The following is a 24,081-nucleotide window of genomic DNA, read 5'->3' on the forward strand; positions in this document are numbered from 1 at the left end:
TCTTTGCAGCTATGGCTGTAACTTTTGAAGATTTTAAATTTAACCGGCAGATACTAAATGCAATTGCCGATGCCGGTTATACCGAAGCTACGCCTATCCAGCAAAAAGCTATTCCGCCAATACTTAACGGGCAGGATGTAATGGGCATTGCGCAAACCGGTACGGGTAAAACCGCCGCCTATGTGCTGCCTATTTTAATGAAACTTAAATATGCGCAGGGCGAAAACCCGCGTGCGCTTATTGTATCGCCAACGCGCGAACTGGCTATGCAGATAGAGGAGAACATCCGCGCCTTTGCTGCTAATACCGACTTACGTGTGGTTGTGCTTTACGGAGGCATCGGCCCCAAAACACAGATTGAGAACCTTAAAAAAGGCGTTGATATTATTGTAGCCACACCGGGCCGTTTCCTTGATACTTATATAGCCGGGCATATTGTTACCAAAACCATTAATACCCTGGTGCTTGATGAGGCTGATAAGATGATGGATATGGGCTTTATGCCGCAGATAAACCGCATTTTAGAGGTGGTGCCCGTAAAACGCCAGAACCTGCTTTTCTCGGCTACCATGTCAGAGAAGATCCAGGAGCTTTCTCATAACTTCCTGGAGTTCCCTACGGTGATAGAGGTTACCCCGCAGGCTACCACAGCCGAAACGGTTGACCAGCAGCTGTACCACGTACCAAACGTTAAAACCAAAATAAACCTGCTTAAAACCCTGCTTGATAAAGAGGGCGATATTAAAAAGCTGATGATATTTTGTAAAACCCGCGTAGCTGCCGAAGATGTTTACAAATTCCTGCTGCGCAAGTTTGGCGAAAAGGAAGTAAAGGTGCTACACGCCAATAAGGGGCAAAATACACGCATCAACTCCATTAATTCGTTTAAAAACGATGAGGTGAAGATACTGGTAGCAACCGATGTGGCATCGCGTGGTATTGATGTGAGCGATGTAAGCCACGTGATAAATTTTGATGTGCCCGTGGTGATTGAAGATTATGTACACCGTATCGGTCGTACCGGCCGGGCGTACAACTCGGGCGTGGCCATTACTTTCAGTGTACCTTCAGAAGAATACTATATCAACAAGATACAGAAGCTGATAAGGCAAACTATCCCGGTGCATGCTATCCCGGTTGGTGTGTTTATTGAAGAAACACCTTACGAGGAGCGGCAAGACCAGGCCCGCGAGATAGATATGCAAAAACGTAAGGAAGACCCTGACTTTAAAGGGGCGTTCCACGAAAAGAAATCGCTTGCGCAGATCAAAAAATTTGAAGCCGAAAAAGCTAAAAAACAACCTAACAGTGCCAACAAAAAACCAGCTAAACAATATGGCGGAGCAAAACGATCTGCAAAGAAAAAACGATACTAACCCGGTAAAATTCAGGATCAGCCCGTTAAATTTTGCTACGGCATTTTTCTTTATCCTGGCAGGTTATATTTTTATTTACGGTGCAAAGTTTACCGGCATCGCGTACGACCGACTAAGCGGCACCATTGGCTGGATATTTTTACTGTTTGGCTTAGTTGTGTCATTTCTGGATATAATTTTCCGTAATTTCTTTCCCGAAACCAAAAAACTATGGATTGTAGAGCTAAGCTTTATAACTTTGGTGCTCATTATATTTTTTCTTGTTAAATAATTTCTTTGAATGAAAACTGCTGAAATAAAGCTGACCATAACGCTCGACGACAATAATATCCCTGAAAACATTTTGTGGGAATCTACCGATTCAAAAAACAAAGAGGCACTGCCCGTGCAGGCCATGATGTTATCCCTGTGGGACAAGAGCTACCAAAACACGCTTAAAATTGACCTTTGGACAAAGGATATGCCGGTTGACGAGATGAAACGTTTTTTCTACGAAACCCTGCAAACCATGGGCGATACCTTTTTACGCGCCACCGGCGAGAAGAACATTGTGGAAGACCTGCGCGATTACTGCGCCCACTTTGCCGATAAAATGGAAGTTACCAAACAATAACCCCATATGCGCCCCGCTTCACTCTTATCACTACTTGGCTTTATTGTATTAATTGCGGCAACTTTTTGCCCTATGCTGCGCCCGTTCCATTTATTTAACATGAATGTTTACAAGCTAAACCAGCCTTACGGTATGGTAATTATGCTGGTGGGGGTTATTGGTATACTGTGTACGGTTTTAAACCAAACCAAGGTAATACGTATTGCAGCATGGGCATCGCTTATATTGGTAGTATTGCTTTACATAGCCGCGTTTTTAAAAGTAAAGGCCAGTTTCAGCTTTATTCCGTTCAAGGGCATCAATGGTTTTTTAACCCGGCAAATAGCGTTCAAGTGGGGCTGGTATGTATTGTTTACCGGGGCGTTGCTTGCTGTAATTGGCGCATCCATATCAAAAAAACGTGTTTATACAGAGGCGGCTTAACTGCTTTACCACCTGTATGTTTATTAGTTAATAGTATTTATGGTGCAAATATTTTTAAACATATTTGTAAACATTAAACCACATCTTATTCTATGTTTAAGCTTAATTTTCGCAACCAGGTATTAGCAGGTTTTGCAGTATCTATTGTGCTTGTGTTGGTTGTTGGCGTACTGTCATTCAAAAGCATCAAGCAACTGGAAGGCGATACAGTTTGGGTAAATCACACCCAAAAAGTTATTAAAACTACCAATAACTTACTACAATATTTAATTGACGGCGAAACCGGCATGCGTGGTTACGGCGCTACAGCAAATAAAACTTTTCTTGGCCCATATCATGATGCTGTCCCTAAAGTAACAGAGGCATTAGAACAACTGGCTAACCTTGTTGTAGATAACCCCAGCCAGGTTAAAAGGGTAGATTCGCTTAAACTGATCGTTAACCGCCAGTTGCTTATCCTAAAAACAAATATCGAGACCCGCGATGCCAAAGGCCTTGATTACATGGTTGCCAATAAAATGTTTTTAAAAGGTAAAGGCAACATGGATAGCATCCGCGAGATCAATGACCGGGTTATCCAAACAGAAAACAACCTTTTAGCCGAACGTAAAGCGGCATCAGATAAAGCATCAGAGCAAGCCATTATTGTTATTGTAATAGGGAGCACTATTTTCCTGTTGATAGTGGTGATCATGTTTTATTATATCCAGGCCACTTTTGCACGCCAAAAACGTGTTGAGGAAGAGGTACGCGTAGCCAACCTGGAGCTTGAAAAAGTACTTGCCGAGAACGAAGGAAAAAACTGGCTGCTTACAGGTAGCGGCAACCTTAATGAAAAGATGCAGGGCCAGCAAAGCGAAAAAGAACTCTCAGAAAATATTTTATCAGAAATAAGCAAGTATGCCAAAGCGCTTACCGGTACGCTTTATTTGTTTGATGAGAACGAAGAAAAGCTGAACCTGTATGCCTCATACGCTTTTAATGATCCGTCTGCGTTGAAGCAATCTATCCGTATTTCTGAAGGTTGGATAGGGCAGGCCGCCAAAGATGAACGTGCTGCTATTGTTAAAGGTAAATTGAATGATAAACTACTGTTAGGCTCATCAATTTTGGAAGATGAACTGGTAGAAACATTTATCGTTCCGTTCTTCTTTGATAAGAAACTGAAAGGTGTACTTGAGGTTGGTTTCCGTAACGAAGTGCCGGAACGGGTTAAAGAGTACATTTTATTGGTGGCCAATGATATAGGTATTGCTGTGAATACATCACAGGCACGCACCATTATGCACGACCTTTTTGAGGAAACCCAGCAGCAGGCCGAAGAACTGGAAGCACAACAGGAAGAAATGCGCGTTACCAACGAAGAGCTGATGAACAAAACAGAAATGTTGCAGGCATCAGAAGAAGAGTTGCGCGTACAGCAGGAAGAGTTGCGTACAATTAACGCCGAACTGGAAGAAAAAGCCAGCCTGTTAGAAGAGAAGAACCAGGCTATTGAAGAAGCCCGTCAATCTATCAGCATTAAAGCCAGCGAGCTGGAAACAACCGGCAGGTACAAATCAGAGTTTTTGGCCAACATGAGCCATGAGCTGCGCACACCGCTAAACAGTATTTTGGTTTTGGCGCGGATACTAAAAGATAACAAACCGCTTAACCTGTCGGAAGACCAGATAAAATATGCCAGCGTGATATTTAACGCCGGGAATGACCTGCTCACACTGATAAACGATATCCTCGACCTTTCAAAAATTGAATCGGGCAAGCTGGATATGCAGAACGAGGACATTAAGGTGTCAGACATCCTGAGCGATATGCAATCGTTATTTGCAGAGGTTGCCAGTAATAAAAAGATCAATTATACCACAAACTACGCTGGCGTGCCGGCAACTATCTATACCGATAAGGTGAGAGTAGAGCAGGTGATCAAAAACCTGTTATCAAACGCATTTAAGTTTACGCCGGAGAGTGGTACCATCAGCATAAACGCTGTTGCCGGCCCGGTTGCAGACACCATCAGCTTTAAAATAAAAGATTCGGGTATTGGTATCCCTGCTGATAAACAGCGGATCATATTCGAGGCATTCCAGCAGGCCGATGGTTCTACCAGCCGTAAATACGGTGGTACAGGTTTAGGCCTTTCTATCAGCAGGGAACTTGCTGCATTGCTGGGCGGGTATATTACCCTGAGCAGCGAACCTGGCCAGGGTAGCGAGTTTGTGCTGACGATTCCGTTTAAAGCCAAATTTGTAGAGCCGCAGGAAGATTATGTACCCACAGTAGATAATTATAAACCTGCCACCTTCCTTGATACGGTTGTTAAGCGTTCAGCCAACCCCGATCATGAACCGTTTGTGGTTATTGTAGAGGACGATAAGAACTTCGCGAACATATTGCAGGATTATGCCCGCGACCACGGTTTTAAATCGGTAATGGTAAGCGAGGGTACCAACGCGGTCGAGATCATTAAAGAACAGCAGCCCGATGCGGTTATACTGGATATTATGCTGCCGGGTAAAGATGGCTGGCAAATACTGAAAGAACTAAAACAAGACGAAACCACGCTGCACATACCGGTACACCTTATGTCGGCAGGCGAAGCTGCAGCCAACAGGGTGCGTAAAGAGGGGGCAATAAGCTTCCTTAAAAAACCGGTAAATACCGAAACGCTTGATAAGCTGTTTGGTGATATTATGGCCAAAAGCGGTACCAAATTTACCCAGATACTGCTGGTAGAAGACCATAAGGCACAAAGCCAGGCACTTAAAGACCTGATGCAGAGCCAGGGTATTACTGTAGATCAGGCGTTTGATGGCGAATCGGCGTTCAGGATGCTGCACGAGAACGAATACCAGTGTGTGATACTTGACCTTAACCTGCCTGATATTTCGGGGCTCGACCTGCTTGATAAAATAAAAGAGGTAGATAAGTTTGCAGCCCTGCCGGTTATCATTAATACGGCAATGGAGCTTGATAAAACATCTGTAAACAGGTTGATGCAGTATGCTAACGCCATGGTGGTTAAAACCAACAAATCGTCTGACAGGTTGATAGACGAAGTAAACCTGTTCCTGAATAAAATAAGCGAAAGCGGCCCGCAAACCGGTACCGGTGGCAGCGGGGTAAAAATTAAAACCACCACCAAGGGTAAAGAAAGTATAAAAGGTAAAAAAGTACTCGTTGTTGACGATGATATGCGTAACATTTTTGCCCTGAGCAGCGCATTGGAAAGTTACGACCTGAACGTGGTGATTGCCAACGATGGTGAAGAGGCTATTACCAAACTTGAAGAGATAAACGATATTGATATTGTGCTTATGGATATTATGATGCCAAAAATGGATGGCTACGAGGCCACCAGGCATATCCGCAAGCAAAACAAATGGGCTAAACTCCCTGTTATAGCGTTAACCGCAAAGGCTATGAAGGATGACCGTGAAAAGTGTATAGCAGCCGGTGCTAACGATTATATTACCAAACCGGTTGATATAGACAGGCTGATAGCATTGATGCAGTTGTGGTTGGATAGCTAATATATGAAGGGACTGGTAAGTAAAGACGCTATAAGCAGCGAGCAGCTAAACGAACTGATTGATATTGTAAAAAAAATCCACGGGTTTGATTTTAGCGATTATACAGAAGCATCTTTTAAAAGGCGGCTGGCACGTATAATGATGCTTAAAAAGCTGGAGTTTTACGATCTGAAGCATGTGTTGGTGAACGACGCCGGGTTTTTCCAGGAGTTTTTGGAAGAAATTACGGTTAACGTTACCGAGATGTTTCGTGATCCAACTTTTTATAAAGCGCTTAAAAATCAGGTAGTGCCTTATCTTTCCACCTATCAGCATGTAAAAATATGGTGCGCCGGTTGTTCATCCGGCGAAGAGGTTTACTCGCTGGCCATTTTATTGAATGAAGAGAACCTTGGTAAAAAATCGTTCATCTATGGTACCGATATTAACACCGAGGTGTTGAACGAGGCACGTAAAGGCATATATAGCCTGCGCAAAATAAAAAGCTACTCCGAAAATTACCTGTTTACAGGTTTGCCCGGTTCCCTTACCGATCATTTTACCATGATGTATGATGCTGCTGCTATACATAGCGAACTAAAGCAGAATACGCTGTTCTCTGTACATAACCTGATATCTGATACAGGCTTCAACGAGTTTCAGATGATAAGCTGCCGTAATGTATTTATCTATTTTGAAACCGAACTGCAATATAAAATACTCGATCTGTTTTATAAAAGCCTGTGCCCGTTAGGATATCTTTGTTTAGGTAACAAGGAAACTATTCGTTCAGAAGCTTTTCGTAAAAAGTTTAAGGTGATCAATCAGAAAGAAAACATATACCAAAAAATTGGCTCTTGATGATAAAATAAAGCAACGATGGGCTAACTCCCGTATACTGCTGTTGGGCGGTTCGGCAGGGTCGTTTAAATTGTTGTTTAAGTTGGTGAAATTATTGCCGCCAAATCTTAATAAAACGGTTATCATAATTATACATCGCAAAAAGAACTTTTTTAGCGAAATAGAAAAACTCTTTGCAGAAAATAGCCGTATGTTGTTGAGGGAAATTAGCGATAAAGAGCCGGTAATGAATAACACTATATACATTGCACCTGCAAATTATCATTCCCTTGTTGAAAATGCAGGCTTTTTTAGCCTGGATGTATCAGATGCGGTATGGTACTCAAAGCCATCAATAGATGTAACTTTTGAGAGTGTTGCCGAAGTTTATAAAGAACGGGTTACGGCAGTTTTGTTTTCGGGAGCAAACCAGGATGGGGCGGAAGGGTTGCTAAAGTTACGGAAGAAAGGGGCGCTTACTATAGCGCAAGACCCGGAAGATGCTGAAATGACCGAAATGCCGCAGGCTGCAATTGATATACACGCGGCCGAATACGTTTTAAGAACGACAGAGATTTTTGAACTACTTGAAGATACTAATTGACCCTTACTTTAGTTAAATGACCCCAATCAATATCCTTATTGTTGACGACAGAGAGGAAAACATTATAGCCCTTGAGGCGCTATTAAGCCGTAACGATATACGGTTGTTTAGTACCACGTCGCCCAACGATGCGCTGAAAATAGCTTGGGATAACCCTATATCAATAGCTCTTGTTGATGTTCAGATGCCCGGAATGGATGGTTTTGAACTGGTAGAAATGCTAAAATCAAACCCGCGTACAAAAGATATAATGGTAATTTTTGTTACAGCCATATCTAAAGAGGCCAAATACGCCGTTAAAGGTTTTGGCGCCGGCGCGGTCGATTACCTTTACAAACCGCTCGACCCCTATATAACATCCGCCAAGGTTGATGCCTTTATACAGCTTGCCCGCACACAAGACGAGATAAAACAAAAGAACGAGGAACTGCAAAATTTTGCCATCGTTGTAAAAAACAGTGCCGATATTATTTGTTCGGTTGATGCAGATAATTTCCGGATAAAAACGGTTAACCCCGCTGTTGAAACTATTTTGGGTTACAAACAAACCGAAGTATTCGGAAAAAGCATAGTAGACCTTGCCGTTGATGCCAATCGGTCGGACTTTAGAAAGAAACTGGGTGAGATAATTAAAGATAACCTCAGCTTCTCGGTGTTCGAATTTCAGTTTAATACATTCGAGAAACATATTATTTGGGTAGAGTGCCGTGCATCATATCGTAATAAAACCATATTTATAAACATTAGCGATATTTCGCCTCAGAAGAGTTACCAGCAGCAGCTTATTAAATCAAAGGAAACTGCTGAATATGGTAAAAAGGTTAAGGAAACATTTTTGGCAAACATGAGCCATGAACTACGCACGCCTGTTAACGGTATTATAGGCCTTAGTAACTTGCTGCGTAAAACACCATTGAACGATCAGCAAAGTGGTTTACTGGCCATGCTGGAAACCTCGTCGCGCTCATTATTGGGGGTAATAAACGATGTGCTGGATATCTCAAAGATAGAGGCGGGCAAATTTAGCATCGTTCGTTCGCCCAATAACCTTAAATCTATTGTGAATTCTGTATTTGGCCTGTTAAAGTTTAATGCCGACGAAAAGAACATTGAGTTTTTATTAGAAGTAGATAATGATGTGCCTGATACCCTGCAGATAGATTCGTTACGGTTGAACCAGATACTGATGAACCTGCTGAGCAACTCTATTAAATTTACCGATAGAGGGCATGTTAAACTAACAGTATCGGTACTGCAAAAACTTAATGATAAGGTTAAGCTTAAATTTAGTATAGAAGATACCGGCATAGGCATACCATCAGATAAATTGGCAAGAATCTTTGAATCGTTTGAACAGGCCGACGAAGATACCGCCAGTAAATATGGCGGCACAGGGCTTGGGCTTACCATTGTAAAAAAATTAATAGAACTTAAAGGCGGCGACCTTACCGTAAGCAGTAAACCCGGCCAGGGCAGCACGTTTAACTTTGTTAATTGGTTTAGTGTGGCAACACAGCCACCGGGCGAAAAAATTGTAAAGCCGGATAAAAAACTGGCCCGGTTTGTAAATACACGCGTTTTGGTTGCCGAAGATAATATGATAAACCAGTTTATGGTAGCAAAAATACTGAAGGACTGGAATGTTGAGGTATCGGTAGCCGAAAATGGCGATAAGGCCATTGCCCTGTTAAAAGAAGAACAATTTGACCTGGTTTTGATGGATACCCATATGCCTGGTATAAACGGTTACCAGGCCGCGCGTATCATCCGTATGGAGCTGGAGGAGCCAATGAGGAGTGTTCCTATTATATCACTTTCGGCATCGGCATTTGAGCACGAGCAGATGGAAGCCTTATCGGCAGGGATGAACGATGTTTTGCCAAAGCCTTTTGAACCGCAGGAGCTTCATACTAAAATGGTGAAATTACTTGATAGCAAAGTGGGGGTTAAAAGTCCAGCTTAGTTTGGCCGGTGCCCATAACCCTGGCTTCATGATCAAGCAGCCATTGTTTGCGCCACAGGCCGCCTGCATATCCTGTTAAGCTACCATTACTGCCAATAACACGGTGGCAGGGTACAATTATCCACAAATCATTTTTTCCGTTGGCTGCCGCTATTGCACGTATAGCCAGCGGGTTTTTCATATTATCAGACTGCTGGCCATAAGTTATGGTTTTGCCATAAGGTATCTTTAACAGCTCCTTCCATACTTCCTGCTGAAAATCTGTGCCGGGTTGGTTAAGGGGCAGGTCAAAATCTTTGCGGCAGCCGGCAAAGTATTCGTCGAGTTGTTTAGTAGCTTCTATCAGCAGCGGTTGTTCGGTAGTAGTTTCTTCCACTGTTTCATCGCGGATAGATACCCTGGTAATATGTGTATCATCAGCCGTAATTAAGGCAATGCCTACAGGTGTGCGGTGATAAACTTCATACATGTTTATTCGCCCTGTTGCGCTTTATTAAGCGATTTTAGATACACCTTGCTCATTTTACCACCAATGAATTTTTTGGGTAAAAAGTTCATAAACACGTTGCCAACGCGGTTAAGCAGGCCCGGCACATAATTGTACTTACGGGTTATAAAAGCGTGGATACCTTCTTTAGCAGCCTCGCTCACCGGCATCAGCCAGCCTTTAAGTTCATTAAATTTGCTGTTGTCGGTCATTTCGGTAGCAATACCGCCCGGGGCGAAAACCGTTATGGCAAATTCAGGGTTGGTTAATTCATTATGTAAGGCGCTGCCAAATGCGGTTATAAACGCCTTGGTTGCCGAATATGCTGCCTGGTAGGGTACCGGGAAATAGCCCGCCATACTTGATACCAGCATCACGCTGCCTTCTTTACCCGGTTGCTCAAAATACTTTACCAGGTTATTAGTCATGCGTACTACGCCAATTACATTTGTTTTAAGGATGCTCTCAAAGTTATCCCACGGCAGTTCGGTATGGCGGCCAAAATAGGTTACACCGGCGTTTAAAATAGCGCCGTAAAGGTTGCCATCGGTAATGCTTTCGGCAATTACGCGGTCGGCCTCTTCGGGGATGGATAGGTCGGCTACAATAACTTTTACCTGTATGCCCGCGGTTTTTTCCAGTTCGGCCTTCAGCTCGTTCAGTTTATCGGCGCGGCGGGCAGCAATAATCAGGTTGGCTTTATGCATATTCGCCAGTTGCCTTGCCATTTCCTGCCCAAGCCCGCTCGATGCGCCTGTAACCAATACCCATTTATTATTTAACCGCAGGTGTTTCATGCTGCTAAGTTATATTTTTAGTCGGAAAGACGGAAAGATAAGAGTAGATGTCAGTCTGAACTTGTCGAAGACCTATACCACTTGCTAATGGTTCGACAGGCTCATCAGGACAAACTCGATATGTCAGTCTGAGCTTGTCGAAGACCTGTACCACTTGCTAATGGTTCGACAGGCTCACCATGACAAACTCGATATGTCAGTCTGAGCTTGTCGAAGACCTGTACCACCGGCTAATGGTTCGACAGACACACCATGACAAACTCGATATGTCAGTCTGAGTTTGCCGAAGACCTGTACCACTTGCTAATGGTTTGACAGGCTCACCATGACAAATTCGATATGTCAGTCTGAGCTTGTCGAAGACCTATACCACCTGCTAATGGTTTGACAGGCTCACCATGATAAACTCGATATGTCAGTCTGAGCTTGTCGAAGACCTGTACCACTTGCTAATGGTTCGACAGGCTCACCATGACAAACTCGATATGTCAGTCTGAGCTTGTCGAAGACCTGTACCACTTGCTAATGGTTCGACAGGCGCACCATGACAAATTCGATATGTCAGTCTGAGCTTGTCGAAGACCTGTACCACTTGCTAATGGTTCGACAGGCTCACCATGACAAGCCGTATTTATAAACCCTTGTTTTTCTTCTGACTTTCCCACTTTCGGGCTTCTTCTCTTCCCAACTTTTTAGCTTTCTTTGCAATATGAAACTTGTGGGGCAAACTATTGAACTTTTAAAAAAGGAGATCATCCTGGAATGGCGGTCAAAATACGCATTCAATGGTATCCTGCTTTATATTGTTTCAACCGTGTTTGTATGTTATATTTCCTTTAACCTTAACCCCGGTTTTAAAGAGAGCCAGGGCTACCCCATAGTATGGAACATCCTGTTCTGGATAATTATGCTGTTTGCATCAGTTAACGCCATCGCCAAAAGCTTTTTGCAGGAGAGTAAAAGCCGTTTATTATATTACTATACTATTGCGCATCCGCAGGCTATCATTTTATCAAAAACCATTTACAATACTTTATTAATGGCGCTGTTAAGTGTATTGGCTTTACTGGTTTATAAGCTGTTTTTTCCTAACCCGGTGGGCGATACGCTTTTTTACTTTATTACGGTATTACTGGGTGCCATGAGCTTTTCTACCGTGTTCACCATGCTGTCGGCAATAGCATCAAAAGCAGGGAATAACGGTACGCTTATGGCTATTTTAAGCTTCCCCGTTATTATCCCGGTAATATTATTGCTGGTAAAAGTAAGCAAGGCTGCCATGGATGGTATAGACCGTAGCCTTAGCTTTGGTAACATTGGTGTGTTGTTAGCAATAAATGTTATTGTAATTGCGTCTTCATTAATACTTTTTCCATATCTGTGGCGCGACTAATGTTTTCAATACCCCAACATAAATTATTGCACCGCTGTTTATACACAGCCATTATTTTACTTGTACTACCATTTGCTGTTTCTGCACAAACCATAACCGGTAAGGTAGTGAGTGCACCATCAAAAACAGGCGTGGCCAAAGCCAGCGTGTTTTTAAACAATGCAACCTTTGGTACCGCTACCGAGGATGATGGCACATTTAGCCTGCGTGGTGTAAAGCCGGGGCAGTATGATTTAATTGTATCTGTAATTGGTTTTGAAGAATACACCCAAAAGGTACAGGTAGGCTCAACGCCTATAAACCTGAATATATCGCTTACCCCAAAGGTGATGATGATGCGCGAGGTGGTGATTAGCAGTAACGCCGACTGGAAAAAGAATTTTGAACAATTTAAAAAGGAATTTATAGGTACTACCGAAAATGCCAAATACTGCCGGATAGATAACCCGCGCATATTAAACCTGATGTATACGCGTAAAACCCAAATGCTGGAGGCATCAACCGATGAGTTTTTGGTGATGGAAAACGAAGCCCTGGGTTACCGTGTAAAGTTTTTACTGAAAGAGTTTACCAGCAGCGGCCTCACCAATACTATAACCTACGCAGGGCGAGCGCTTTTTGAAGACCTGCCCGGCACAGCCGCCCAAAAACAAAAATGGAAAGAAAAGCGAGATGAAGCATATTATGGTTCGGCCCGGCATTTTTACCGCTCGCTTTATAAAAACCGGTTAACGCAGGAGGGTTTTATGATATACGATTTTAACCGCGCTATTGACCCTAACCGCCCGCCCGAAGCACTGATCAGGAAAAAGTTGAAAGCATTCCAGATGGTGAACCGCGATTCGGTACGGTACTGGATGCAAAAGGACGCTATGCCCAAATGGTATAAAGAACGCCTTACCAAGCCGGCTTTAACCGCTTATGATGTTTTGCGCAAACCAAAAGAGGAGGGTTTATATGTGTTAACTTTCCCAAATTTCCTTTACGTAGTTTACACAAAAAAACACGAAACCGAAGATTTTAAAGACCTGTACCGCCCGCTGGATATGGAGAACTTTGAAACCAGCGTGATCACCCTGTTTACCCCGGCAGTGTATTTTGACCTGAACGGAACGGTGGTAGCCGATAGCCCGCTGTATGAGGGTACCTGGTCAAAATCAAAACTGGCCAACCTGCTGCCGGTTGATTATGAACCGTCGGACCCAATAAAGAATTAATCACGGTTCAGACAATCCTTTCGCGTTAGGGGTAGCAGCGGATACCGGCCTTGCGCTTAAGGCCTGCGCAGTATGAGCGGATAACCCGGGCCCCGGGCAACGCCATTATTAAGTTTGCAGAGATGGTACTACCAACAACATAAGAAAGAAAAATCGTGTATAATCGTAAAAAACGGCTTAATCCCGGTTCAAATACCTCCATCACACAACTGTAAAACGCTATCAAACTCTCAAAGCAACATAGTTATGTAAATAAGTATCATAATTGATATGCATGCATAATGAAACATTGCTAATAATGCTGCCAGGTGCATAAATCAAATCATCTAATTATTACCTTTGCTGCATATTTTTAATATGAGATTCATTTATCAAACCTGGTGGAAGGTATTAGCCGTTGTAATTATATTTTACACGCTTGTTGCCGGGTTTCTGCTGGGTGTGCCGCGCTTACCCATATTGCACGAAACCATAAGAAATACATACTTCCACGTACCAATGTGGATAGCCATGTTCACGGTGTTCACCATTTCGGTTATTTATAGTATAAAGTACTTGCAAACAGGTAAAGAGGAGTACGACCTGATAGCTGTTGAAGCGGCTAATACGGGGATCTTCTTTTTTGTACTGGGGCTCATAACCGGGATGCTTTGGGCCAAATATGCCTGGGGCGAATACTGGAGCAACGACCCAAAACAAAATAGCGCCGCAATTGCCTTTTTGCTGTACTGCGCCTACCTGGTGCTGCGAAACTCGATAGATGAGGAGCAGAAGCGCGCAAAGATCTCGGCCATATATAACATTTTCGCTTTCCCGGTAATGGTGGTGCTGATTATGGTGCTACCGCGGATGACAGACTCGTTACACCCCGGTAACGGTGGTAACCCTGCATTTGGTAAGCTGGATATGGATAACCGCATGCGTGTGGTATTGTACCCGGCCTTTATTGCCTGGTCGCTAATGGCCGTTTGGATAGCTACGATACGCTACCGCATCCGTTTAATTGAATATAAAAAGAACGCTATCAACTAAGATGAAAAGACTTGTTTCCCTGATATTAATGCTGTTATGTTTTGTGGCTGTAAAGGCCCAGAATGCCCAACCTGTTGAAATGGCTGATAAGATGCGCAGCGAAGGTAAAATTTACGTGGTGATAGGCACCATTGTAATTGTATTTACCGGCCTGGCCATTTACCTGTTTAGTATTGACCGCAGATTAAAAAAAATCGAGAAGGAAAAGTAAATCAAAAGCCCTATCAGTTTTGTTTAAACCTTGATTTAGGGCCTTTATAATAACATGTGTAACCAATACACTAACATTAAAAATTTGCATTATTGATAAAAAATATACCAAATTTGTGCACTTTTTTAAGGAATTAATTATTTATCCAATTCTAAATTATGAATATCAATAATCCGACTGCTGATCAGGATACACACTTTTTTGGTGATGTATGTAAAAACTTTGATCATGCAGCGCAGTTTACCAAACACGATGCAGGCCTGTTAGACCAGATCAAATCATGTAACAGCGTTTACCGTTTCCGTTTCCCGATACGTAAAGGCAATGGCTTTGAAGTTATTGATGCGTGGCGTGTTGAGCACTCGCATCACCAATCGCCAACCAAAGGCGGTATCCGCTACAGCGAAATGGTGAACGAGGACGAAGTTATGGCCCTTGCAGCGCTAATGACCTACAAATGCGCCATTGTAAACGTACCGTTTGGCGGTGCAAAAGGTGGTATTAAAATAAACCCAAAAAACTATACAGTTGGCGAGTTAGAGAACATTACCCGCCGTTACACAGTAGAGCTGATAAAAAAGAATTTTATAGGCCCCAGCATAGACGTACCTGCACCCGATTATGGATCGGGCGAGCGCGAAATGAGCTGGATTGCCGATACATATGCAACCATGAACCCGGGCCAGCTTGATGCTTTAGGCGCGGTAACCGGTAAGCCAATTTCATTACACGGTATTGCCGGCCGCCGCGAGGCTACAGGCCGTGGTGTGGCTATCGCTATCCGCGAGTGTGTGAGCGTTGCCGAGGATATGCAGAAACTGGGCTTAACCACAGGCTTGTCCGGCAAAAAGGTAATTGTACAGGGTTTAGGTAACGTGGGGTACTACTCAGCTAAATTCCTTTCGGAATTTGGTGCGTTGATAGTAGGCCTTTGCGAGTTTGAAGGTGCTATTTATAACGAAGACGGCCTTGATGTAGAGGCTGTGTTTCAGCACCGCAAAGCAACCGGCTCTATATTGGGTTATGCCGGTGCTAAAAAAGAGTTTAAAAACACCATGGACGGCCTTGAGCAGCCATGTGATATTTTGGTACCTGCCGCTTTAGAGAACCAGATCACTATCCAGAACATTGGCAGCATCAAAGCAAAAATTATTGCAGAAGGTGCTAACGGCCCAACTTCTCCGGAAGCGGAGGCCGCGTTTTACAAAGCCGGTGGTATGATCATCCCGGATATGTATGCCAATGCCGGTGGTGTAACCGTATCATACTTTGAGTGGTTAAAAAACCTGAGCCACGTAGCCTTTGGCCGTATCAACCGCAGGTTCGAAGAAAACTCAAACCTTAACCTGGTAAACATGGTAGAAGGTATTACCGGTGTAGCGCTAACACCGCTGCAGCGTTCAACCATTATTAAAGGCGCGTCTGAGCTGGAACTGGTAAACTCTGGTCTGGAAGATACCATGATCCGTTCATACCACGAGATCCGCGAGATCTACAAAAACAACCCTAAGGTAGAAACCCTGCGTAATGCAGCCATGGTAGGTGCTATTAACAAAATAGCGGTATCATACCAAAACCTTGGTGTTTGGCCGTGATTTTTTGGAGAACTATTCTCCATTACTTATATTGAAAAGAGCGCCCGAAAAGGCGCTCTTTTTTTATAACCGCCGTTCGCAAATACGGTGAAGGCATTCTCCTAACCATCCTTATTTTGTCCTAACGAATGTTAACAGATATGCCCGGTTGTTCAGCTCGAATAAGAACACTTTAAAGCAGTGTATCAATACCTGGCTTACCACTGTTTGGGGCGATGATAGTTTCTTTAACGCCCGCAGTTTGGATGTGTTCATTACCCGGCTGCGCCGATAATTGGATGCCGACCCCAATATCCAGATCATTAACATAAGGGGAGTAGGGTATAAGCTGGTGTGGTAATAAGAAAGGGCGCTGTACGCGCCCTTTCTTATTATTATGAACCCGTCATTGCGTAGCGTGGACAACCGACCAAAGGGAGCTCATTAATTCCATAAAGAGAAATTAAACACATTAATAATATTCGATAGAAAAGTCGGCTACAAGCAAGTCGAAGATTGCCACGTCGCTACGCTCCTCGTAATGACGGTTGGGTTTATTACTTATCCGCAATAAAAGGAGCCTGCTTTACAAACTCGTTATCGGTCATAGCTTTTATCATAAACAAAGCCAAATTGGTAGCGCTGATAGTGCTGCCGGGGCAATCAATAAGGCTAACTGTAATTTCGCCTATATCGTCTGTCTGGCCGATGAGGGGCAAACGTACCATAGTCCAGTTAATATTACTATCAGCTAATAACTGATATTCCACCTGCCGGTCTTTTGTTGTCGCCGGGAAGTTCTCATACATCCAGTTAGTGCCGAATTGTGTTTGCGCGCTTTTTTTATCAGCCGGGGTATCTACGTTCAATCCTGCTGTTGTAATATACCTGCTGATTTGGTGCGCTGCCATTGCTTTTAAAATATTCCGGGTTGCGTCACTGAAAATACTGGGTTCGCCAACGGGCTGGCTAAGGCAACTTAATATTGCATCGCAACCATTAAGCAGGGTATGAATAGCATTATAATGGCGGGCATCGCCTTTAATAACCCGGATGAGCGGATTGTCAAAAGTTAAAGTTTCCGGTTTGCGGTGCAGTAGTTTAATCCGGAAGTTTTGCAGTAGTAATTGTTTAACCAGGTATTTGCCTGCCTTGCCTGTGCCGCCAATAACGGCAACTGTATGAATAGATTTCATTTTGTTCTCTGTTAATAAAATGTAATAGAAGTTGATTGTCGTGCTTAGTGATTAAGCACAAAAGGTACATTGCCTGTAAGGGCACTGTAATAGGATGGGATATTTTATAAAGAGATTTTAATAGGTCTAATGTAGGGAAATTATAAGAGATAGTTAATGCGATTAACTAAGTAATTAGATATTACTTGAAAAAAACAAGTAACCAATCAATAAAGTATTTCCATTTAATCTCTTATATTATCAATAATAATTCTAAATAACATATATCGTTTGTAATAAACTTATTTAGCTTTGCGTTTTGTATTTTTGTAAACTGTAATACAGGTAAATATCAATTCATGAAGAAAAGCTCAATTGTAGGTATCATTGTTATTGCTATCGCGATAGCGGTTATTATTAGTACTTATTCAAGCACAAGTACTTACGGTTCTTTTAACGACGCCAAAAATAGCAAGAGCGAATTGCATGTTGTTGGGCACCTTAATAAAAGCAAAGAATTGTTTTACGACGCAACTAAAGACGCCAACTATTTCTCTTTTTACATGAAAGATAATAAGGGCGAAGAATGCAAGGTTGTTTACCCCGGTACCAAGCCGCAGGATTTTGAACGCTCGGAGCAAATTGTACTTACCGGCCAGATGAAAGGCGGCGAATTCCATGCATCAAAAATACTGATGAAATGCCCGTCTAAATACACCGACGATAAGTTGAACGTTACCGAAGTTAGCGCCAAGAAAAGCGCAAGTATATAATTAAATTTTAATGGATATAGTTTTCAAAGGCGAACACCTGCTACCCGGGCAGTTGGGCCAGTTTTTTATTGTTTTGGCATTTGGTGCCGCCCTTTTTTCCCTTATCTGTTATTATTTTTCTGCGCAGGAGGATGTTGCCAAGAGCGATAACTCATGGCTGCGTTTAGGCCGCATTGGCTACTGGCTAAATACTGTAGCCATATTAGGGATGGGTGTTTGCCTGTTCTATATACTTTATCATAACTATTTCGAATATCATTATGCATGGTCGTACACCTCGCGCGAGTTGCCTGTTTACTACATTGTATCGGGCTTTTGGAACGGGCAGGAGGGTGGCTTTTTGTTATGGTACTTCTGGACTGCCGTTTTAGGTAATATCCTTATCTGGAAAGCAAAAAGTTGGGAAAGCCCTGTAATGGTTACCATGGCGCTAACACAAGTGGTATTGGGTACTATGGTGCTTGGCCTGCAAATTGGCAGCGCACATATTGGTAGTTCACCTTTCCTGCTGCTGCGCAACGCAATGGAAGCGCCGATATTTAAAAATCCAAATTACCTTGATTTTATAAAAGACGGCAAGGGTATGAACCCTTCGCTGCAAAACTACTGGATGATCATCCACCCGCCAACCTTATTTTTGGGTTTGGCTTCATTAGTAGTGCCGTTTGCTTACGCTACTGCTGGCCTTTGGAAAAGGCGCTATAAAGAATGGGTGGCACCAGCCATACCTTACGCTTTGTTTGGCTGTATGATACTGGGTACGGGTGTTATTATGGGTGCATTTTGGGCGTACGAATCACTAAACTTTGGTGGTTTCTGGGCCTGGGATCCGGTAGAGAATGCTTCTATATTCCCGTGGCTGGTATTGGTAGCCGCTGTACACGTATTAATTGTTTTTAAAAATACAGGTCACTCTTATTTTACGGCTACGCTTTTAACCTTGCTTAGTTTTGTACTGGTTTGGTATTCGTCGTTCCTTTCAAGGAGTGGTATCCTGGGCGAATCATCCGTACACGCCTTTACTGATATCGGCCTGTTCTGGCAACTGGTAATCGGCATCATTGTATTTTTGGCAATCACTATTTATTTACTGATAAGCCGGTGGAAAGAACTCCCGATCACCAAAAAGGACGAAGACACCTACTCGCGCGAGTTTTGGATGTTTGTTGGTGCTGTGTTCCTGGGCCTGTCGTGCCTGCAACTGATATTAGTAACATCCGTGCCGGTTTGGAATGCCATGTTCGGTACCAAGCTTGCGCCACCTACCGATCCGGTTAAGCAATATAATATTATACAGGCATCTTTCGCGGTGGTAATTGCCTTGTTAAGCGGCTTTACACAGTTCCTTAAATATAAGCAAACAGATATCAGGCGCTTTTTTATCACAACGCTTGTGTATTTGGTGTTTGCGGCGCTCATTACCGCTTTGGTGGTATACGCTACAGGTGTTTATAAGTTAAACTTTGTGTTTAACCTGGTAATGCTTTGCGCTATTTACTCTGTTGTAGCTAATGGTAAGGTACTGGCCGATGCCATTAAAGGCAAGTTTAAGCTGGCTGGCTCTGCTGTAGGCCACATTGGTTTTGGCCTGCTGCTGGTTGGCGCGCTAATATCGGCAGGTACTAAAAGGGTAATATCTGAAAACCTTACCGGCGAGCAATACAGCGCAGAATTTGCCAAAGACGAAAATCCGAAAGAGAATATTCTGCTTTATAAGAATGAGCCCATTAAAATGGGCGAGTATATGGTAACCTTCAGGAGCGATACCATTGAAGGGGCGCAGCACTTGTTTAATATAGATTACCAGCGCATTCAGAATGGTAAGGTAACCGAAGGCTTTACTTTGAGGCCAAACGTGATACAGGCGCAGGGGGGCATGTCGTCATCGCCTGATACCAAGCACTACCTGTTCCATGATATGTACACCCACATTACCATGACGAACGTAATTACCACCGAACCGCAAGGTGAAGAGGCATCGCATGGTGAAGAAGGTGATGACAAGAAATACGATGCCCCTGTAACGCATGAAATTGCGGTTGGCGACACCATGACCTACCGCGATGGCATCATCATACTGAAAGGCCTTAACAAAAACGCAAAACTGCAAAATATCCCGCTTACAGATAAGGATATTGCTGTTGGCGCGCAGCTTGAGGTAATAAGCCACGGCAAAACCTACCAAAGCGAACCTGTTTACATGATAAAAGGCCGCAGCGTGTTTGATTTTGGCAAAAAGGTAGAGGATGCCGGTTTAAAATTGCGCTTTACCAAAATTATACCGGGTAAAACGCTGGCCGATGGCAAGGTAGAAATTACTGTTTACCAACAGCCGGAAAGCAAAAAGAAATTTATTGTAATGAAGGCTATCGAGTTCCCTTATATCAACTTCCTGTGGGCAGGTACTATTATTATGGTTATCGGTTTCTTTATGTCGATATTAAGAAGGAATAAAGAGTTGAAACCCGAACCTGTTAAGGTAGCAGCACAGCCACGTGTGAAAGTTCAGAAGAAAAAATAATATTACTATAAAATATATGCTGAGGCCGCAATGTGAAAACTTTGCGGCCTTTTAGTTATAAGGCAGCTTTGCTGCATAATGGAGTTAATTAAGTTATGTGATTAATGGTTCTTAGATATTTGTAACCGCTGATACCAACCACTCACCGCTTAACCATTCTCAATTAACCATCCCATCAACTCTCCACATCTGCTTAACTTTTCCACAATCCCTGTATTACGCAGGCAATGAATTAAATTAGCAGATTATTAAAACAGGACACACCCTTGGCTAAGAGCGAAACCAAAGAAACCCCCTTAATGCAGCAGTATAATGCCATAAAGGCTAAGTACCCCGGTGCTTTGCTGCTTTTCCGCGTGGGCGATTTTTACGAAACCTTTGGAGCCGACGCCATTAAGGCGGCAGGCATATTAGGCATTACGCTAACCCGCCGTGCTAATGGCGCTGCTTCCCATATCGAGCTGGCTGGTTTTCCGCACCACTCGCTTGATACTTACCTGTCGAAGCTTGTGCGTGCCGGGCAGCGTGTTGCCATATGCGACCAGCTGGAAGACCCTAAAACTACCAAAACCATTGTAAAGCGTGGCGTTACCGAACTGGTTACACCTGGTGTAGCCACCAGCGATAACATCCTGCAGCAAAAAAGCAATAACTACCTGGCATCGCTTTATTTTGAGAAGAACAGCATCGGCATTGCCTTGCTGGATATCTCTACGGGCGAGTTCCTGGCTGCGCAGGGTAATACGGGTTATATTGATAAACTGTTGCAAAGCTATGCACCCAGCGAGATCATCTTCCCTAAAAGCCGGCAGCACGATTTTAAAGATACTTATGGCGACCGCTTTTATACCTACACCCTTGATGAATGGCCCTACAGCGGAGATTACGCGCAGGAAACGTTGCTTAAGCATTTCGGTGTAAAGTCACTTAAAGGCTTTGGTATTGATAAGCTTAATTTGGGCATTGTAGCGGCCGGTGTAGCCCTGCATTATTTGAATGAGACCGAACACCGCAACCTGCAGCATATCTCGGCTATTGGCCGGATAGAAGAGGACAGGTACCTGTGGCTGGATAGATTCAGCATACGCAACCTGGAGCTGGTGGGTTCATCGAACGAGAACGCGCTGACGCTGGTTGATGTGCTTGATCATACCTGCTCGCCAATGGGTGCACGTATGCTTCGCCGCTGGATAGTAATGCCGCTGAAAGAGATTAAACCTATACAAGACCGCCTTGGTGTTGTAGAGTACCTGATAGAGCAGGAGGCATTGCGTGAAGACCTGCAAAACCAGATCCGCCAGATTGGTGACCTGGAAAGGTTGATCTCTAAGATCGGTCTGCAGAAAGCAAATCCACGTGAGGTGTGCCAGCTTAAAAAAGCTTTGGTAGCGATTGAGAGCATCAAAAAATTTACGATGGAATCGGCCAGCGAGCCGATGCGTGCTATTGGAGAACAATTAAACCCTTGCACCTCTATATCAGAAAAGATTGCCCGCGAACTCCATCCCGAGCCACCGGTAATGATGGTGAAAGGCTCGGTAATGAACGAGGGGGTCAACGAAGAACTGGACAGGCTGCGTAAAATTGCCTTTGGCGGTAAAGGTTACCTGCTGGAAATCCAAAAGCGTGAGGCCGAGGCTACGGGCATCCCGTCGTTAAAGGTATCGTTCAACAACGTTTTTGGGTATTACCTGGAAGTTACGCACAGTCATAGAGAAAAGGTGCCTGCCGACTGGATCCGCAAACAAACGCTGGTAAATGCCGAGCGTTACATTACTCCCGAGCTAAAAGAATATGAAGAGCAGATATTAGGTGCCGAAGAAAAGATACTGGTGCTGGAAACCAAACTTTATAACGACCTGCTGTACGCCCTTGCCGAATATATAAAGCCCATACAGCTTAACGCAATATTAATTGCCCGGTTGGATGTACTGCTTAACTTTGCTACCATATCCATCAAAAACTATTACGTTAAACCCGATGTGAACGATAGCCGTACGCTGGATATAAAAGGCGGCCGCCACCCGGTGATAGAAAAGAACCTGCCGCTTGGCGAGGAATATATAACCAATGATGTTTACCTTGATTCGGATTCGCAGCAGATCATCATTATTACCGGTCCAAACATGGCTGGTAAGTCGGCCCTGCTAAGGCAAACCGGCCTCATCGTACTAATGGCGCAGATGGGCTGTTTTGTACCTGCGAAAGCTGCTTCGGTAGGTTTGGTAGATAAGATATTTACCCGTGTTGGTGCGTCGGATAACCTATCGTCGGGCGAATCGACCTTTATGGTGGAGATGAACGAAACGGCCAGCATCCTGAATAACCTGAGCGACCGCAGCCTGATACTGCTTGATGAAATAGGCCGGGGTACATCAACATACGATGGGATCTCCATCGCCTGGTCGATAGGCGAGTATCTGCATAATCACCCAACTGCAAGGGCTAAAACGCTTTTCGCAACGCACTATCATGAGTTGAACGAATTAAGCAATAGCTTTAACCGTATAAAAAATTATAATGTATCGGTTAAGGAAGTTGGTCAGCAGATCATTTTTTTGCGTAAACTGGTGCCGGGAGGCAGCGAACATAGTTTCGGGATACATGTGGCCAAACTGGCCGGTATGCCAACAAAGGTGCTTACCAGAGCCAATGAAATATTGAAGAAACTGGAGAATGAACGCACCGGCGGCGAGCATATTAAAGAAAGCATCCGTAAGGTGCAGAAACAGGCCGTGCAAATGCAGATGTTCTCGATAGACGACCCTGTACTGGTGAAGATCCGCGATACGCTGAATAACCTTGATGTAAACACCCTAACCCCTGTAGAGGCTTTAATGAAGCTTGATGAGATACAAAGGGTGATAAAGGGATAGTGGATGTGCAGATGATGGGAGCTCATTTGCACATCTGCATATTTTAACATCCGCACATTGGGGTTTATGTTGAAATGTTTATAAATCCTCCGGTAACATTTAAACGTTAACAAATACCTTAGCATATGCTAATACCTCGCCATTTACGTTTGTTATTGTTTTTTGCCGCTGCCATATTATTATCAGCCTGTCATTCAAAAAAATTAACAGTCAGGAACGGCGACCCCCGTACAATGGTTAAGCCGGATAAAGATATTGCTGATAAGTATGCAGCTTTAATGGGGGTAAGCCGTAACGATATACAGAATGGCCGCCTTTACAGTTTTATTGATGAATGGTATGGTACTACGTACCGTTTTGGCGGCCTGGATAAAAGTGGTGTAGATTGCTCTGGGCTGGCTTTTTTATTAGAACAGCAGGTTTACGGTATTACGCTTCCCCGTATGACGAGTAAACAGATACTGGTAATTAAACGTAAATACGAAGAAGAGCTACAGGAAGGCGACCTGGTGTTTTTTGATTTTGACGGCAAACAGTTTAGCCATGTGGGGGTGTACCTGCAAAACGGTTATTTTGTACACGCCAGTACACGCAAAGGCGTAATGATAGCCAGGCTGCATGATAACGGTATCTATAAATTCTTTTCGCGCGGTGGCTCTATCATCGACCCGGCGTATTCATCACAGGCCAATTAAGC

The 24,081-nt window shown here is 43.7% G+C and carries 20 protein-coding genes; 17 read left to right on the forward strand and 3 right to left on the reverse strand.

Annotation, left to right across the window (positions count from 1 at the left end):
• Positions 1 to 11: 11 nt before the first annotated feature.
• From IDJ75_RS04595 to IDJ75_RS04630, 8 genes are all read left to right on the forward strand, one after another.
• Positions 12 to 1,376 (forward strand): DEAD/DEAH box helicase, encoded by a 1,365-nt coding sequence (locus IDJ75_RS04595; protein WP_191174415.1) that lies wholly within the window; start codon positions 12 to 14, stop codon positions 1,374 to 1,376.
• On the forward strand, positions 1,336 to 1,647 hold the full coding sequence (locus IDJ75_RS04600; RefSeq protein ID WP_191174416.1) for a hypothetical protein: 312 nt from the start codon (positions 1,336 to 1,338) through the stop codon (positions 1,645 to 1,647). Before IDJ75_RS04595 ends, IDJ75_RS04600 begins: the two co-directional genes overlap by 41 nt.
• Positions 1,648 to 1,656: 9 nt before the next feature.
• A complete protein-coding gene (gene gldC / locus IDJ75_RS04605; RefSeq protein WP_191174417.1) occupies positions 1,657 to 1,989 on the forward strand; it encodes a gliding motility protein GldC in 333 nt (110 codons plus the stop codon).
• A gap of 6 nt (positions 1,990 to 1,995) precedes the next feature.
• On the forward strand, positions 1,996 to 2,412 hold the full coding sequence (locus tag IDJ75_RS04610; RefSeq protein ID WP_191174418.1) for a hypothetical protein: 417 nt from the start codon (positions 1,996 to 1,998) through the stop codon (positions 2,410 to 2,412).
• Between the two features lie 92 nt (positions 2,413 to 2,504).
• Positions 2,505 to 5,942 carry a response regulator gene (locus tag IDJ75_RS04615; RefSeq protein ID WP_191174419.1) on the forward strand — a complete coding sequence of 1,146 codons (3,438 nt, stop codon included), beginning with the start codon at positions 2,505 to 2,507 and terminating at the stop codon, positions 5,940 to 5,942.
• Positions 5,943 to 5,945: 3 nt separating this feature from the next.
• On the forward strand, positions 5,946 to 6,782 hold the full coding sequence (locus IDJ75_RS04620) for a CheR family methyltransferase (protein ID WP_191174420.1): 837 nt from the start codon (positions 5,946 to 5,948) through the stop codon (positions 6,780 to 6,782).
• Positions 6,772 to 7,365 carry a chemotaxis protein CheB gene (locus IDJ75_RS04625; protein ID WP_191174421.1) on the forward strand — a complete coding sequence of 198 codons (594 nt, stop codon included), beginning with the start codon at positions 6,772 to 6,774 and terminating at the stop codon, positions 7,363 to 7,365. The genes IDJ75_RS04620 and IDJ75_RS04625 overlap by 11 nt, the downstream gene beginning before the upstream one ends.
• Positions 7,366 to 7,381: 16 nt before the next feature.
• Positions 7,382 to 9,328: a response regulator gene (locus IDJ75_RS04630; RefSeq protein WP_191174422.1), complete on the forward strand. Its 1,947-nt coding sequence runs from the start codon at positions 7,382 to 7,384 to the stop codon at positions 9,326 to 9,328.
• Here IDJ75_RS04630 and IDJ75_RS04635 read toward each other — a convergent pair.
• Both IDJ75_RS04635 and IDJ75_RS04640 read right to left on the reverse strand, forming a co-directional pair.
• A complete protein-coding gene (locus IDJ75_RS04635) occupies positions 9,312 to 9,797 on the reverse strand; it encodes a methylated-DNA--[protein]-cysteine S-methyltransferase (protein WP_191174423.1) in 486 nt (161 codons plus the stop codon). The two genes, IDJ75_RS04630 and IDJ75_RS04635, sit on opposite strands and share 17 nt — an antisense overlap.
• A gap of 2 nt (positions 9,798 to 9,799) precedes the next feature.
• Entirely contained in the window at positions 9,800 to 10,612 is an 813-nt protein-coding gene (locus IDJ75_RS04640; RefSeq protein WP_191174424.1) for an SDR family NAD(P)-dependent oxidoreductase, read from the reverse strand.
• 709 nt (positions 10,613 to 11,321) lie between these two features.
• Between IDJ75_RS04640 and IDJ75_RS04645 the strand changes: the two genes are divergently transcribed.
• The 5 genes from IDJ75_RS04645 (at position 11,322) to IDJ75_RS04665 (ending at position 16,060) form a co-directional block, all read left to right on the forward strand.
• A complete protein-coding gene (locus tag IDJ75_RS04645) occupies positions 11,322 to 12,005 on the forward strand; it encodes a heme exporter protein CcmB (protein ID WP_191174425.1) in 684 nt (227 codons plus the stop codon).
• A gap of 26 nt (positions 12,006 to 12,031) precedes the next feature.
• Positions 12,032 to 13,222 carry a carboxypeptidase-like regulatory domain-containing protein gene (locus tag IDJ75_RS04650; protein WP_191174426.1) on the forward strand — a complete coding sequence of 397 codons (1,191 nt, stop codon included), beginning with the start codon at positions 12,032 to 12,034 and terminating at the stop codon, positions 13,220 to 13,222.
• Between the two features lie 366 nt (positions 13,223 to 13,588).
• A complete protein-coding gene (gene ccsA / locus IDJ75_RS04655) occupies positions 13,589 to 14,254 on the forward strand; it encodes a cytochrome c biogenesis protein CcsA (protein ID WP_191174893.1) in 666 nt (221 codons plus the stop codon).
• Position 14,255: 1 nt separating this feature from the next.
• Complete coding sequence (locus IDJ75_RS04660; protein WP_191174427.1) at positions 14,256 to 14,465, forward strand: CcmD family protein; 210 nt, start codon at positions 14,256 to 14,258, stop codon at positions 14,463 to 14,465.
• Positions 14,466 to 14,623: 158 nt separating this feature from the next.
• Positions 14,624 to 16,060 carry a Glu/Leu/Phe/Val family dehydrogenase gene (locus IDJ75_RS04665; RefSeq protein WP_191174428.1) on the forward strand — a complete coding sequence of 479 codons (1,437 nt, stop codon included), beginning with the start codon at positions 14,624 to 14,626 and terminating at the stop codon, positions 16,058 to 16,060.
• Between the two features lie 536 nt (positions 16,061 to 16,596).
• Here IDJ75_RS04665 and IDJ75_RS04670 read toward each other — a convergent pair.
• Positions 16,597 to 17,235, reverse strand: a complete 639-nt coding sequence (locus IDJ75_RS04670) for an NAD(P)-dependent oxidoreductase (RefSeq protein WP_191174429.1) — start codon at positions 17,233 to 17,235, stop codon at positions 16,597 to 16,599.
• 338 nt (positions 17,236 to 17,573) lie between these two features.
• Between IDJ75_RS04670 and IDJ75_RS04675 the strand changes: the two genes are divergently transcribed.
• The 4 genes from IDJ75_RS04675 to IDJ75_RS04690 all read left to right on the forward strand — a co-directional run bounded on the left by IDJ75_RS04675 (position 17,574) and on the right by IDJ75_RS04690 (position 24,079).
• A complete protein-coding gene (locus tag IDJ75_RS04675) occupies positions 17,574 to 17,987 on the forward strand; it encodes a cytochrome c maturation protein CcmE domain-containing protein (RefSeq protein ID WP_191174430.1) in 414 nt (137 codons plus the stop codon).
• 10 nt (positions 17,988 to 17,997) lie between these two features.
• Positions 17,998 to 20,508, forward strand: coding sequence for a cytochrome c biogenesis protein CcsA (ccsA, locus tag IDJ75_RS04680; RefSeq protein ID WP_191174431.1), 2,511 nt, complete (start codon positions 17,998 to 18,000; stop codon positions 20,506 to 20,508).
• Between the two features lie 266 nt (positions 20,509 to 20,774).
• The gene (gene mutS, locus IDJ75_RS04685; RefSeq protein ID WP_191174432.1) at positions 20,775 to 23,384 is read left to right on the forward strand and encodes a DNA mismatch repair protein MutS; all 2,610 of its coding nucleotides are present in this window, start codon (positions 20,775 to 20,777) and stop codon (positions 23,382 to 23,384) included.
• A gap of 125 nt (positions 23,385 to 23,509) precedes the next feature.
• Positions 23,510 to 24,079 (forward strand): C40 family peptidase, encoded by a 570-nt coding sequence (locus IDJ75_RS04690; protein WP_191174433.1) that lies wholly within the window; start codon positions 23,510 to 23,512, stop codon positions 24,077 to 24,079.
• Positions 24,080 to 24,081: the final 2 nt, after the last annotated feature.

The sequence above is a fragment of the Mucilaginibacter rigui genome, from assembly GCF_014773275.1.
In the GTDB taxonomy this organism is placed as follows: Bacteria; Bacteroidota; Bacteroidia; order Sphingobacteriales; family Sphingobacteriaceae; genus Mucilaginibacter; species Mucilaginibacter rigui_A.

What these genes read in the sequence shown, in the direction of transcription:
- IDJ75_RS04595 (WP_191174415.1), top strand. Translation starts at nt 12, where the DNA reads ATGGCTGTAACTTTTGAAGATTTTAAATTTAACCGGCAGATACTAAAT.
- IDJ75_RS04600 (WP_191174416.1), top strand. Translation starts at nt 1,336, where the DNA reads ATGGCGGAGCAAAACGATCTGCAAAGAAAAAACGATACTAACCCGGTA.
- gldC (WP_191174417.1), top strand. Translation starts at nt 1,657, where the DNA reads ATGAAAACTGCTGAAATAAAGCTGACCATAACGCTCGACGACAATAAT.
- IDJ75_RS04610 (WP_191174418.1), top strand. Translation starts at nt 1,996, where the DNA reads ATGCGCCCCGCTTCACTCTTATCACTACTTGGCTTTATTGTATTAATT.
- IDJ75_RS04615 (WP_191174419.1), top strand. Translation starts at nt 2,505, where the DNA reads ATGTTTAAGCTTAATTTTCGCAACCAGGTATTAGCAGGTTTTGCAGTA.
- IDJ75_RS04620 (WP_191174420.1), top strand. Translation starts at nt 5,946, where the DNA reads ATGAAGGGACTGGTAAGTAAAGACGCTATAAGCAGCGAGCAGCTAAAC.
- IDJ75_RS04630 (WP_191174422.1), top strand. Translation starts at nt 7,382, where the DNA reads ATGACCCCAATCAATATCCTTATTGTTGACGACAGAGAGGAAAACATT.
- IDJ75_RS04635 (WP_191174423.1), bottom strand. Translation starts at nt 9,797, where the DNA reads ATGTATGAAGTTTATCACCGCACACCTGTAGGCATTGCCTTAATTACG.
- IDJ75_RS04640 (WP_191174424.1), bottom strand. Translation starts at nt 10,612, where the DNA reads ATGAAACACCTGCGGTTAAATAATAAATGGGTATTGGTTACAGGCGCA.
- IDJ75_RS04645 (WP_191174425.1), top strand. Translation starts at nt 11,322, where the DNA reads ATGAAACTTGTGGGGCAAACTATTGAACTTTTAAAAAAGGAGATCATC.
- IDJ75_RS04660 (WP_191174427.1), top strand. Translation starts at nt 14,256, where the DNA reads ATGAAAAGACTTGTTTCCCTGATATTAATGCTGTTATGTTTTGTGGCT.
- IDJ75_RS04665 (WP_191174428.1), top strand. Translation starts at nt 14,624, where the DNA reads ATGAATATCAATAATCCGACTGCTGATCAGGATACACACTTTTTTGGT.
- IDJ75_RS04670 (WP_191174429.1), bottom strand. Translation starts at nt 17,235, where the DNA reads ATGAAATCTATTCATACAGTTGCCGTTATTGGCGGCACAGGCAAGGCA.
- IDJ75_RS04675 (WP_191174430.1), top strand. Translation starts at nt 17,574, where the DNA reads ATGAAGAAAAGCTCAATTGTAGGTATCATTGTTATTGCTATCGCGATA.
- ccsA (WP_191174431.1), top strand. Translation starts at nt 17,998, where the DNA reads ATGGATATAGTTTTCAAAGGCGAACACCTGCTACCCGGGCAGTTGGGC.
- IDJ75_RS04690 (WP_191174433.1), top strand. Translation starts at nt 23,510, where the DNA reads ATGCTAATACCTCGCCATTTACGTTTGTTATTGTTTTTTGCCGCTGCC.